Source organism: Streptococcus sp. X13SY08 (assembly GCF_001182825.2).
Classification (GTDB): Bacteria; Bacillota; Bacilli; order Lactobacillales; family Streptococcaceae; genus Streptococcus.
The window spans coordinates 124,267-137,161 of sequence record NZ_LFYO02000003.1 but is presented as its reverse complement, the minus strand read 5'-3'; the positions used below and the strand labels follow the sequence as shown (position 1 = coordinate 137,161).

8 protein-coding genes and 4 pseudogenes are annotated in these 12,895 nt (G+C 42.5%); 4 read left to right on the top strand and 8 right to left on the bottom strand.

From position 1 onward, the window contains the following. Positions 1-5 precede the first annotated feature (5 nt). From AEX56_RS09540 to AEX56_RS06365, 3 genes and pseudogenes are all read left to right on the top strand, one after another. Positions 6-629: pseudogene (locus AEX56_RS09540) on the top strand (endonuclease/exonuclease/phosphatase family protein); the annotation flags it as partial. 82 nt (positions 630-711) lie between these two features. Continuing rightward, positions 712-1,461, top strand: coding sequence for an Hsp33 family molecular chaperone HslO (gene hslO, locus AEX56_RS06370; protein ID WP_049618396.1), 750 nt, complete (start codon positions 712-714; stop codon positions 1,459-1,461). A 16-nt stretch (positions 1,462-1,477) separates the two neighbouring features. After that, positions 1,478-2,311: pseudogene (locus AEX56_RS06365) on the top strand (tRNA dihydrouridine synthase); the annotation flags it as partial. Positions 2,312-2,350: 39 nt separating this feature from the next. On the opposite strand, the pseudogene AEX56_RS06360 reads toward AEX56_RS06365, so the two are convergent. The 4 genes and pseudogenes from AEX56_RS06360 to AEX56_RS06345 form a co-directional block, all read right to left on the bottom strand. After that, positions 2,351-3,324 (bottom strand): annotated as a pseudogene (locus AEX56_RS06360) (AAA family ATPase). Between the two features lie 38 nt (positions 3,325-3,362). Continuing rightward, positions 3,363-3,881 carry a GNAT family N-acetyltransferase gene (locus tag AEX56_RS06355; RefSeq protein WP_049618394.1) on the bottom strand — a complete coding sequence of 173 codons (519 nt, stop codon included), beginning with the start codon at positions 3,879-3,881 and terminating at the stop codon, positions 3,363-3,365. Between the two features lie 3 nt (positions 3,882-3,884). Next, positions 3,885-6,338: an ATP-dependent Clp protease ATP-binding subunit gene (locus AEX56_RS06350; protein ID WP_049618393.1), complete on the bottom strand. Its 2,454-nt coding sequence runs from the start codon at positions 6,336-6,338 to the stop codon at positions 3,885-3,887. 1 nt (position 6,339) lies between these two features. After that, the gene (locus AEX56_RS06345) at positions 6,340-6,792 is read right to left on the bottom strand and encodes a CtsR family transcriptional regulator (RefSeq protein ID WP_049618392.1); all 453 of its coding nucleotides are present in this window, start codon (positions 6,790-6,792) and stop codon (positions 6,340-6,342) included. A gap of 243 nt (positions 6,793-7,035) precedes the next feature. On the opposite strand from AEX56_RS06345, the gene AEX56_RS09085 reads away from it, so the two are divergent. Further along, positions 7,036-7,296, top strand: a complete 261-nt coding sequence (locus tag AEX56_RS09085) for a thiol reductase thioredoxin (protein ID WP_330218258.1) — start codon at positions 7,036-7,038, stop codon at positions 7,294-7,296. Between the two features lie 242 nt (positions 7,297-7,538). On the opposite strand, the gene AEX56_RS06335 is transcribed toward AEX56_RS09085, so the two are convergent. The 4 genes and pseudogenes from AEX56_RS06335 to ahpF all read right to left on the bottom strand — a co-directional run bounded on the left by AEX56_RS06335 (position 7,539) and on the right by ahpF (position 12,886). After that, entirely contained in the window at positions 7,539-8,684 is a 1,146-nt protein-coding gene (locus tag AEX56_RS06335) for an MFS transporter (RefSeq protein ID WP_049618391.1), read from the bottom strand. A gap of 66 nt (positions 8,685-8,750) precedes the next feature. Next, a pseudogene (gene tsf / locus AEX56_RS06330) lies at positions 8,751-9,735 on the bottom strand (translation elongation factor Ts). Between the two features lie 408 nt (positions 9,736-10,143). Then, positions 10,144-10,920 carry a 30S ribosomal protein S2 gene (gene rpsB, locus AEX56_RS06325; protein ID WP_049618390.1) on the bottom strand — a complete coding sequence of 259 codons (777 nt, stop codon included), beginning with the start codon at positions 10,918-10,920 and terminating at the stop codon, positions 10,144-10,146. Between the two features lie 433 nt (positions 10,921-11,353). After that, a complete protein-coding gene (gene ahpF, locus AEX56_RS06320; protein ID WP_049618389.1) occupies positions 11,354-12,886 on the bottom strand; it encodes an alkyl hydroperoxide reductase subunit F in 1,533 nt (510 codons plus the stop codon). Positions 12,887-12,895 lie beyond the last annotated feature (9 nt).

Genomic DNA, 12,895 nt, shown 5'->3' with positions numbered 1-12,895 from the left:
GATGAATTCAACCTGTCACATTCAAGTCTGAGGAAAGACGCCATATTTTAGCACAGCTGCTCGCTAATTTTACTCAAGCAGGTCTCGCTCAAAATCCAGATGCGAAAATCGTTATGTTGGGTGATTTCAATGACTATGAATTTAACAAAACTATCCAAATTATCGAAACGGGTGGCATGAATAATCTGGTCAGTCGTCATGATGCTGCGGATCGTTTCTCCTATTTCTACCAAGGAAATAACCAGTCACTGGACAATCTCCTTGTATCTGGTAATTTGCTAAATAGTTATTCTTTTGACATGATTCACGTTAACTCAGCCTTTATGGAAAAACATGGCAGAGCTTCTGACCATGATCCACTCCTAGTACAGCTCAGCTTTACTAACCAAGTAGAGCCAAAAGATCATCAAAGTGGCAACCAACCAATGCCGCCTTCAGCAGATGAAAAAAATGGCAAACCCCAAGGAGACATAGAAAAGTCTATGACTGGCGCTGGAAGTGCACGCGTGACACCATCTAACAATAAATTACCAAAAACTGGGCAAACAATATCCTATGCATTGGTCGCTACGGGCATTGTCCTCTTGACATCCAGTGTTTACATTTTCAATAAACGCCAGAGCAACTAACCAAGCACACAGAGTCTGAAAGTCTGATTTTCAGTCTCTTTTTGTTTCCGGTCCTCCCTGCTTTTATGCTATAATATTCCTTATGGATAAACTGATTAAAACAATTTCAGAAAACGGGCATTTTCGTGCCTTTGTATTAGATAGCACTGAAACCGTGCGCACAGCACAAGAAAAGCATGACAGTATGGCTTCTTCAACAGTTGCACTCGGACGTACCCTTATTGCCAACCAAATCTTGGCAGCCAATGAAAAAGGCGATACCAAGATGACACTCAAAATCTTAGGTAATGGTGCGACTGGTGCTATTATTTCGGTGGCAAAGACGGATGGAACCGTCAAAGGTTATATTCAAAACCCTGATTTAGATTACAAGAAAACGGCCACTGGCGAAGTCATCGTGGGTCCACTTGTGGGCGAGGGTCAATTCTTAGTCATCACCGATTATGGTGTGGGGCACCCTTATAACTCCATGACTCCCCTGATTTCAGGTGAAATCGGCGAAGACCTGGCCTATTTCATGACCGACAGCCAACAGACCCCTTCTGCCATCGGTCTTAATGTCCTTCTAGACAAAGAAGACAAGGTCCAAGTCGCAGGTGGCTTCATGTTGCAAGTGTTACCAGGTGCCGAGGAAGCCGAAATTGCTCGCTTTGAAAAACGCATTCAAGAGATGCCAGCCATTTCAAGCTTACTTGCTTCTGGCTTACCAATCAGCGATCTACAAGAAATGAAAGACGAAGATCAGGGCGCAGACATTACCTGTCAATTCTGTCGTACCCACTATCACTTTACACCTGAAGACTTGGAGGAACTTATTCGTGACAAATCTTAATACCCCTTTTATGATAAAAGGGCTTCTTTACAATAACGAAAAAACTCTCCATATGCTACACATTGAAGAAAACGAAGCGCCCATGTCTATCCAGCTTTTCGGTGGTGATGCCGAAGGACTCAAACGCGCGGCGGATTTCATTCAAAACAATACAAAAGCCAATATCGTCGATATCAATATGGGCTGCCCAGTCAATAAGGTTATCAAAAATGAGGCAGGTGCCAAATGGCTCAAAGACCCTGACAAGATTTATCACATCGTCAAGGAAGTGACTTCCGTCCTCGATATCCCATTGACTGTCAAAATGCGTACTGGATGGAATAGCCCAGATTTAGCTGTAGAAAATGCCCTGTCCGCAGAAAGTGCTGGTGTGGCAGCGCTGGCCATGCATGGACGAACTCGCGAGCAAATGTACACCGGTACCGTTGACTCAGAGACCCTTACCAAGGTTGCCGCAGCCATTACCAAGATTCCATTCATTGCAAATGGTGACATTCGCAAGGTAGAAGACGCTCGCCAACGTGTCGAAGAAGTCGGCGCAGACGCCGTCATGGTTGGCCGCACCGCAATGGGAAACCCCTACATTTTCGAGCAAATCAATCATTATTTGGAGACAGGTGAGATATTGCCAGATTTGTCCTTTGAAGACAAGCTCAAAATCGCCTACGAGCATTTGACGCGTCTTGCCAACCTTAAAGGCGAAGTGATTGCTGTCCGTGAATTCCGCGGTCTCGCACCGCATTATTTACGCGGAACTGCTGGAGCAGCCAAAATCCGCGGCGCCGTATCCCGTGCTGAAACGATCGAAGAAGTTCAAGAACTCTTCAACCAAGCTCTTCAAAAAGCATAAAAAAAGACAAACTCATTCTTCGAGTTTGTCTTTTTTTATCTACCATTGTGGATAAATTTCATCAATCAACGCAATCGCCTTGCTGTAGTTTTCTGAGTAAGAACCACCAATGAAAGCTACTGGAATATCTGGATGATTGGTTGCGACCAATGTTTTTAAATGCTCAGTAAAGGCATCGCGAACTTTTTGGTCTGCCATCGTCATATCGCGATCACCGTATCCGCGCAAAGCGAATGGAAAGAAGAAGACGTCTGGCCAATATAGTAATCATAATAAGCTTGAGTAACCGTTGCATTGGTGTCAGCAATGACCAAGCCTCGATTGCTATCTGAGTCAATCAAATCTGACGTTTGGCGGTATTGACCCGTCAATAAATAATTGTAATCCTTACCCGTCAATTCATCATCACGAACATTGTAACGTGTTTGGTAGTAGCGAGAATACTCTAGTGACACAGGACAAGAATAATAACGACCCAAATCACGCGCCAAGGTTGTTTTCCCATTTGAGGCAGAACCCAAAATCAAGACATTCTTTGAAAAACGACGACGGAAGGGCTTTGCAATCATGTTCCAGTATTTCATTGGATTTTCACGAATCATAGTCGCAGAAATCCCGAAATTACGATCTGTATAGGCAACCCGATAGCCACGCAATTCTAGTTCAGCAGCATATTCTTTTTCAGATGTGTAAAAAAGGATCTCCTCATCTGCAGCTAAAGGCACTAAAGCCATCAACCCCAGCAACCACTCTGCCCATCCCTCTGGATAAGGAGGCATATTTGTCTCATCCAATTTTGAAACGGAGACCAAGGGATCATCATTGAAGGTTTCACGAATATAACGGAAACGCTTTTGAAGTCCTAAACCAATCTTGTCTCCTCTATCACCTACAGAGCCCGAAACAATCACTACTGCTCGATCGCAGGCTCGTTTCGCTCGCTGAATTAAATCGATATGCCCCTTGTGCATGGGCGCAAATGTGCCAAAAATGACAGCTACTTGTTTTTTCATAAATCCCTTTTATTACTTTCAGTAATCCCTAGTCTAAACTAGTCTAGCTTTTTCAATAAGATATGGTCTGTATCTTCTTGATTTCCCGTTATAAATACATGCTCACCAACTTTTACAAAACCATGACTTTTATAAAAATCTTGTGCTATAGTATTATACTCCCAAACACCCAACCAGACACTGTCACACCCTTTTTCGCGGGCAGCATCCAAGGAAAATTTCATCAAAGTGTGACCATACCCTTTACGCTTTTGATTCGGTCGAACATAAATTCGCTGAATTTCCATAGCATTTGCAGCAACATCTTCTGTCTGTGCTGGACCAACATTTAGTTTGACATAGCCAAGAATATCCCCAGTTTCTGACTCTAGAAAATAGAAATCAGAATCAGATGACTGTAATTCTGCCCCCAAGACCTCCTTAGAGTAAGCTTCCTCCATATAAACAGCGATATCCTCTGCAGAGATACTACTGATAAACGTAGCAAAGTAAATCTCACGCGAAATCGTTTGTAGGTCGCTCAAATCCTTGATACTTAACTGACGAATCTTTGGCATAGACTAACCTTCAATCTCGAATTTTAACCTCCCTGATTTTACACCAATTTTGAGGTTTTGTCCAGCCTGCAGCTGACCACTGAGCAGGAGTTCTGCCAGTTGATCTTCCACTTGAGTCTGAATGGTGCGACGTAATGGACGAGCTCCCATTTCTCGATCATAGCCGTCTTTTGCCAATAATTTAAGCGCAGACGGTTGAACCTTAAGCGCAATTCCTTGTTTTTCTGTAGCGGCAATCAGCGGTTTGACCATGATTTTGACTACTTCTTGCATATCCTTGTCTGACAAGCTATGGAAGACCACTTTCTCATCAATTCTGTTAAGAAACTCTGGTCGATAAGCCTTCTTGAGCTCCTCAAAAATACGTTTTTCTACTTCTTTATGATTACGCGACAAATCAAGCGCACCGAAGCCTACCGTTTTGTCATCACGAAGAGCAGTTGCACCCAGATTCGACGTCATGATAATCAAGGTGTTAGAAAAATCCACCTTGCGACCTTTACTGTCCGTCAAGACCCCATCATCCAAGACCGGCAACAGCACATTAAAAATATCTGGATGCGCTTTTTCTACCTCATCAAAAAGCAAGACAGAATAAGGTTTATTGCGGACCTTTTCGGTCAACTCGCCACCCTCTTCATAGCCCACATAGCCCGGAGGCGCACCATTTAGTCGACTAGCCGAAAACTTCTCCATATACTCAGACATATCAAAGCGAATGAGAGCAGACTCGTCATCGAAAAGCACTTCCGCCAAGGCTTTTGCCAACTCAGTCTTTCCAACACCTGTCGGCCCCAAGAACATGAAGGAACCAATTGGGCGCTTACCTGTACGAATACCCGACTGATTCCGACGAATGGCACGACTAACCGCAGAAATCGCCTCATCCTGACCGATCACACGTTTGTGAAGTACTGCTTCCAGATTCAGATATTTCTTAGCATCCGTCCGAGTGAGCTTGGTTACAGGAATACCCGACAAATGACTCAAGGTCGTCAACACATGGTCTTCTGTCACTTCCAAAGTGGCGTTCCCTTTTGGTTTTTCTTGGTTTTTGACCAATAGCTGAGCGACTTTTTTGTATTTACCCGCTTTCAGTGCCGCATCCAAATCTGATAAACTTTCCGCTGCAGGACTAGCCTTACGACTGTTTTGCACTGTCGCACTGGCTTCATCTAGCAAATCAATCGCTGAATCTGGCAAATTCTTGTTGGTTAGATAACGCTTAGCACCTTCAACTGCAGCTACAATAGCCTCATCTGTAATTGTCACACCGTGGTGCGCTTCATAGGAAGTTTTGAGTCCACGCAAAATAATCTTACTATCCTCTACAGAAGGCTCTTCCACCAACACTTTGGCAAATCGACGAGAAAGCGCCGCATCCTTTTCGATATGTTTTTGGTATTCTTCTTGAGTCGTCGCTCCCACTGTCCGCAGAGTTCCACGTGAAAGAGCAGGCTTGAGGATATTTGCTGCATCTAAGGTCGAATCGATACCCGAACCAGAACCCATAATGGTGTGAAGCTCGTCAATAAACAAAATTACCTGACCATCTTCTTCGATGTCATTGATGATATTGTTCATACGCTCTTCAAAATCACCACGGAAACGCGTTCCTGCAATCACATTCATGAGTTCCAACTCTAAGACACGCATTTTGGATAGACTAGCTGGTACAGCTCCTTCCGCCACACGTTGAGCCAATCCCAACGCCAAAGCTGTTTTACCGACACCTGCATCCCCAACCAAGACGGGATTGTTTTTCTTCTTACGGGAGAGAATTTGAATCATACGAGAAATTTCTCGGTCACGACCAATCACTGGCTCCATCTTGCCTTCGCGCGCCAAAGCTGTCAAATCACGTGTGTAATCCTCTAAACCGCCACTTTGACCTCCAGGAGGCATGCCGCCCATCATGTTAGCCATGGTTGTCTGAGGAGCAGCTCCACCACGCACCAAGGCACGAATAGCTTTCAAATCTTCCTTAGTAAACCCAGATTTTTTCTCCAAATTTTTACGCAAATCTACTAAGCGAATGGCATCATCAGAGTCTTCTAAATGAAAACCAACCTTGTCCAATACCTGAACAGCAGTTGAGCGCTTATCCAACAAAAAGGACATAAAAACATGTTCTGTCCCCACTTCTTGCGCCTTCACAACCTCAGCAATTTTTTCCGCCAAATTCATGCGTTCTTGTAATTTTTTAGAAAATGCTAAAGTATTAAATTCATCTTGATCTTCTTCTTCGTTAAATTCTTTTTCTGTCACCGCAAAGGCTGCTTGTTCATACTCAGTCAATTCCACAGGATATTCTGCCAATACAGTTCCCGCAATCGTATTAGCATTAATTAAAAAGGCCAATACCACATGCCACGTTTCTACGTAAGCATTCATATAGCGTTGGGCCATGAGCTGAGCGTCCCCAAGGACATACTCCAAGCCTTTTGAAAATTTCATCCTAATCCTCTTTCCTATCTAATCGTCGCAAAATTTGTCGCATCATGCGTGCACGAATGGTGCTAGCGTCATCTCCCAATACTTCATCTGTTCCCGTTGCCAAAAAGAGATTCCCCTCACGCTCAGTCATCAATTCCTCGTCAAAAAGAAGCTGTAGCACGTCTTGATAAACAACCCAAGAGAGAGTATTTCCCATATTCTTCAAAAGATCTCCAACCAATTCATGCTTATCAGAAAATGTAATGCGACCGATTCGGATATATCCTCCACCTCCACGCTTACTTTCAACAATATAACCACGACTAGCTGTAAAACGCGTCTTGATAACATAATTGATTTGGCTTGGCACCACTTCAAAATGACTCGCTAACTCACTTCTCTTTAATTCTGCAACACTAGCACGCTCTAAAATCGCCTTGATATGCTCTTCAATGTAATCCGACGTATTTTTCACTATACTCACTCCTTTCACACTGACTAACTTTGACTATTCTATTATTATACCGAAAAAGAGGGCATTTGGAAAGCAGGACCCACTGCGTAGCAAGAATTTGCCTTCCTATACTTTTTTTCCTATACTAAGGATAAAAAAGGAGTGTCTTATGTTCAATTTATCTAATTTTAGCGAAATTGTAGCTAATTTCCAAAACATTTCTCCCCAAGAAGCCAACCAATTAGTTGAAAAACAAGACGGTCTATTCTCTTCGTCGGCCGCGCTACTTGTCCGTACTGCCAAAGGTTCGCACCAAAACTAGCGCAAGTGGCCAAGGGGAAAAACTGGACAGTTTATTTCCTAGACTCTGAAAACCCTGATTATCCACGTCAAGAAATCGCAGATTTCCGTGAGAAATACGGTATTCCAATTGTTCCAGGATTAATCTACGCAGGAGAAACTGGTGTGAAAGTTCGTTGTGACAGCTCAATGACTCCGGAAGAAATCGCTGCATTTGTCAGCTAAGACGAAAAGAGGCTAGGACAAAAGTCCTAACCTCCTTTTATTTTATGTCGTTTTCAATGACAAGTTGCAGTGGTTGCGTGGGTCTGAAAATAAACTGATAAATCAGCTTTTTCATGCCTACCAAACTGTGCAGAGGTAGGAGTAAAACAGTCTAGTAGATGTTTTAGGTCAGTATTTGAAAATGAAAAAGTACTGAAAAATCGAATTGCTATGAAATGACCGATTTTTGTCCCGCTCTCTTTTTATTTTTTCTTGAGAAATGCGTAAAGCATCAAACTGGTCAATATCAACCCTGTCGTGATATAAAAAGGTGTTACATAAGGTTCTAGCGACAAAGCACCAACCAGTTTGGTCAAGATAAGTGGTGTTAAAATCACACCGATATTACCTGCTGTAATCGCCATACTGGTCACAAAAGTCAATTGACCATTGGGGTATTGCTTGGCAATGGCATCAAAGATTGCGGACATACCTCCCACAAAACTGGCACCAATCAAAACTGCGCCAAGATAGAAGAAAATTACTTGATTGCCAAAGACAAAGAGAAGATCCCCCCCGCCATCATACCCAGCATGACAGCAAGTGTCCAGCTCTGCCATTTTTTTTGACAAATAACCAAAGCAAAGTCCGATGATAATCCCACTAAAAGCTAAGAGCGTCAATAGATGGCCGGCCGCTAATTCATCATAACCATAGTGGGTCACCAGTAGCGTCGGAATTTTAACCGTCGCCCCAATGTAGGCAATCCCGATAAAAAATATGATTAACATCCAGAGAAAGACACCCTGATCAAAAATCACAACCTTGGACAAACGTTTTTCCTCAACGGGAATCTCCTTCACAAATCGATGAAAGAGATAGAGGACGGGCACCACCAAAACATAGACCAAGAAAATATAGCGCGGTCCTACCAGCAAGGCATAACCAACAATTAAAGTTGTCAAGGTTTTACCGACATTCATAGTTGCCGTCCGCAGACCAATCATCCCAGCACGTTTTGCTCCCTCAAAATAATCACTAATCATACTGATAGAAAGTGGATTATAGAGTCCAATTCCAATCCCCAAGATTAAACGACCAATCATGGCCAACATAAAATTACTTGCCAGAAAGGAAATGATTCCTGAGATAAAAATCAAACCCAGGCCGACTTCAACGGTCTTTTTCTTCCCCAATTTGGTTACGATGACATTGCTTAAAATGACAGAAAGCATAATCATCATGGCTGGAATAGTGACCAAGGTTTCAACGGATGCTAGACTAACATTCGCATTCTGTGCTTGATAAAGGGCATGCAATTTTGGAATTGCTGGCGCGATTGCCAAGTGAGACATGATAAAAAGAGATACTGACAAGATAGCTGCTTTCAGCCAAGATTCATTTTTCATATTGAGTCCTTTAGATATTTTTACAAAAAGAAAAACCGTAAATCTACGATTTTTCCATTTGGTTTCTTAGTTGTTCAAAGCCGCTGCCATTGTAGCTGCTACTTCTGATTCGAAGTCGTTAGCTTTTTTCTCGATACCTTCACCAACTTCAAAGCGAGCAAATGCTACTGCTTTTGCGTTTACACTGTCAAGGTAAGCTTCAACTGTTTTGCTGTCGTCCATGATGTAAACTTGAGCAAGGAGTGTGTAAGCTTGGTCAACTTTTGTGTTGTCAAGCATGAAGCGATCCATTTTACCTGGAAGGATTTTGTCCCAGATTTTTTCTGGCTTGCCTTCAGCAGCCAATTCAGCTTTGATATCTTCTTCAGCTTTAGCAACTACTTCGTCTGACAATTGAGCTTTTGAACCGTATTGCAAGAATGGAAGTGGAGCTTTGTCAACCATAGCACGGCTTTCGTTATCCAATTCGATAGCGTGGTTCAATTTAGCCAACTCATCTTTGATGAATTGCTCATCGAGTTCAGTGAGCGTCGTCGCCACCTTCGATAACGGAGATAACACCGATACGGCCACCGTTATGTTGGTAAGCACCGAAGTGTTGCTCGTCTGTTTTTTCGATAACCGCAAAGCGACGGAATGAAATTTTTTCACCAATTGTTGCAGTTGCGTTTACGTATGCAGCTTCAAGAGTGTCACCGTTAGGCATAATCAATGCAAGAGCTTCTTCGTTTGAAGCGGGTTTGCCTTCTGCAATCACTTTAGCTGTTTCGTTTACCAATTCAACAAATTGAGCATTTTTCGCAACGAAGTCAGTTTCAGCATTTACTTCAACAACTGCTGCAACATTGCCACTCACGTAAACACCTGTCAAACCTTCAGCAGCTACGCGGTCAGCTTTTTTAGCAGCTTTTGCCATACCTTTTTCGCGGAGCAATTCAACCGCTTTATCGATATCACCGTCAGTTTCAGCGAGTGCTTTTTTCGCGTCCATGACGCCGGCACCAGATTTTTCGCGCAATTCTTTAACGAGTTTTGCTGTAATTTCTGCCATTTTTGTTTTCTCCTATTATTATGATATTAAGCCCTTAAGCAACTCTAGAAAAATTAGGAACTTGATCCATGATGCTCGCATCTAGGAAAGGTTATCTATTTTCAGTGAGCTGTAGGCGTATTCGATTATTTTTATAAAATAGAAAGGACAGGGCCTAGCCCTGCCCCTTCGGTACTTATTAATTGTATTCGGACTAAAAAGCTAGGATTTAGACAAATCTCCTTGCAGTCACTAGACTGCGCCGTCCATTTTCTAAAATCTTACGCTTTTCTTTACGTCCTCATTACTTGATCTAATTGTACTTGAGCTAAAGGCTTTGGAATTTAGATGACTTGTCTAGCAAATCAGGATTTGCTGCCAAGTCTCTCTAAAATTCTGTCGCCTTTTAGCGCTCTTAGTTACTTATTCTTATTTACCTTCTACAACTTCAACCAATTCTTCGATTGATTCTGTAGATGCTGCTTCTTCAGCCATTTCAGCTTCAACTGCTGCTACGTTGTCTTCACCTTGGTTACCTTCGATGATCGCATCAGCCATTTTAGCAGTGATTAGTTTAACCGCACGGATTGCATCATCGTTTGCTGGAATGATAACATCGATATCGTCTGGATCAGTGTTAGTATCAACCATAGCTACAACTGGGATGCCCAATTTTTTAGCTTCTTTAACAGCGATTTGCTCTTTATGTGGGTCAACAACAAACATAACGTCTGGAATACGTGGCATATCTTCGATACCGCCCAAGAATTTTTCAAGACGAGCACGTTGTTTGTTCAACAATGCAACTTCTTTCTTAGGAAGAACTTCAAAAGTTCCTTCTTCTTCCATGCGTTTGATTTCTTTCAAACGAGCGATACGTTTTTGGATTGTGCCCCAGTTTGTAAGAGTTCCACCCAACCAACGGTGGTTGATGAAGTATTTACCAGCACGGAGCGCTTCGTCTTTAACAGCTTCTGCTGCTTGTTTCTTTGTACCAACGAACAATACAACTGCATCGTTTGCTGCTGCGTCACGCATAAAGTCGTAAGCTTGGTCAGCCAATTTTACAGTTTGTTGCAAGTCGATAACGTGGATACCGTTACGCTCAGTGAAGATGTACTTAGCCATCTTAGGATTCCAGCGACGAGTTTGGTGACCAAAGTGTACACCAGCTTCGAGCAATTGTTTCATTGAAATTACTGCCATGAGTAGTTTCTCCTTTATAATGTTTTTTCCTCTCTCAGATTTCAACTCGCCCGCCAACCCGTAGGCAACAAGCAGACAATTCGTCCAAGATGAGTATTTGTTGTTTTCACAACCTAATCATTATAACAGAATTTCAAGAGATAGACAAGTGATTTATAAGCCTAAAATACGATATTTGGCATGAAAAATCTTCTATAAATACTTTTGAACTTTCCCCCTCACATTGCAACTCCTATCCCCTCTCCATCTTTATCGTGCAACAAAAAGAGTTTGGACCAAAACTAGTTCCAAACTCCTATTACTCACATTACATTTTCAAAATGCAGTGCTTGAATGCCGATAGAGAGGAGATCAATAACAAGTCTGCCCTCTAAAATACGCTGAGCAATCAACTTTTACAGCGCTAATGACTGACGAATGTGAGCTTTTCTTCTTATTGTCGAATGAGATAATCGAATGCCCCAATGGCTGCGGTCGCTCCTGATCCCATGGAGATGATAATTTGCTTATACGCCGAATCCGTACAATCTCCTGCTGCAAAAATGCCACAAATATTGGTTGAACCATACTTATCCACTACGATTTCTCCTCGTTGATTCAATTCGATGCCACTATCCTTTAGCCATGATGTACTTGGAACTAAACCTATCTGTACGAAAACTCCTTCGAGTTCTATGCTACGTTCCTCGTTGGTATCACGCTCCACATAATGAAGCTCTGTCACTTGACTATCTCCAACAATTTCCTTGGTAGCAACATTTTTAAGAATAGTGACGTTGCTCGTCTCATTTGCAGGATCTTGGAGAACTTTATCTGCCTTCAACTCTGGCAAAAATTCTAATACATAGACCTGTTTGGCCAAGCCCGCTAAATCAAGAGCCGCTTCCAATCCAGAATTTCCACCGCCGATGACAGCTACATTTTTCCCTTCAAAGAGTGGACCATCGCAGTGCGGACAGTAAGTCACTCCCTTATTTCGGAATTCTTCTTCACCGGGCACATTGATATTCCGCCATTTAGCACCAAGTGCCAAAATAACTGTTTTAGCTTTCAAAACACCACCGCTGGCAAGTGTCATTTCGATCGTTTCCTTTTTCTCAATGGATGTTACTACTTGAGCTTTGATAATATCCACATCGTAGGATTTGGTGTGCTCTTCAACTTGAGACATCAGTTTTGGACCTTCTGTATAGAGGGTTCCAATCATATTTTCGATGCCGACCGTCTCCATAACCTGACCACCGAAGGTCTCTGCTACTAGTCCAGTCTTCAAGCCTTTTCTGGCAGCGTAAATAGCCGCACTATTGCCTGCAGGGCCACCGCCGACAACCAAAACATCATAGATTCCCTTATCCGAAAAATCTTCTTTTGTAGGGCCAGCAATTTTTTCCAGCAATTGCTCAATCGTTGCACGACCAGAAGAGAATTCTTGGCCATTTAAGTAGACTGCTGGAACGGACAAAATTCCTTTGGACTTGACTTCATCTTGAAACATCCCTCCCTCAACCATGGTATGAGAAATAGCAGGATTGAGGACAGCCATAATATTAAGCGCCTGTACAACATCCGGGCAATTATGACAAGACAGACTGACATAGGTTTCAAAATGAAGAGGTTGTGTAATGGCTTGGATGCGTTTTGAAACTTCTTCATCTATTTTAGGTGTTCTACCTGAAACTTGCAACAAGGCAAGGATGAAAGATGTAAATTCATGCCCTAGAGGAAGGCCGGCAAATAAAATGCCACTTTCTTTCTCTTTTTTTCGTATTGTAAAACTAGGTTTTCTGCTACCCAATTCTCCCTCTACGATGGTTATTTTATCGGACATTTGAGCAATTTCATCAAGAAAATCTTTGACCTGTTGAGAATGTTCATCAGTCGTCAAGTCTGCTTCGATCAACACCTCAGATTCTAAAAGAGCTAGATATTGTTTTAATTGTGATTTGATTTCACTTGTGAGTGCCATTGAAATCCT

Excerpts from the sequence above, each read along its gene's own strand:
- hslO (WP_049618396.1), top strand. The coding sequence starts at position 712 with ATGGATAAACTGATTAAAACAATTTCAGAAAACGGGCATTTTCGTGCC.
- AEX56_RS06355 (WP_049618394.1), bottom strand. The coding sequence starts at position 3,881 with ATGCCAAAGATTCGTCAGTTAAGTATCAAGGATTTGAGCGACCTACAA.
- AEX56_RS06350 (WP_049618393.1), bottom strand. The coding sequence starts at position 6,338 with ATGAAATTTTCAAAAGGCTTGGAGTATGTCCTTGGGGACGCTCAGCTC.
- AEX56_RS06335 (WP_049618391.1), bottom strand. The coding sequence starts at position 8,684 with ATGAAAAATGAATCTTGGCTGAAAGCAGCTATCTTGTCAGTATCTCTT.
- rpsB (WP_049618390.1), bottom strand. The coding sequence starts at position 10,920 with ATGGCAGTAATTTCAATGAAACAATTGCTCGAAGCTGGTGTACACTTT.
- ahpF (WP_049618389.1), bottom strand. The coding sequence starts at position 12,886 with ATGGCACTCACAAGTGAAATCAAATCACAATTAAAACAATATCTAGCT.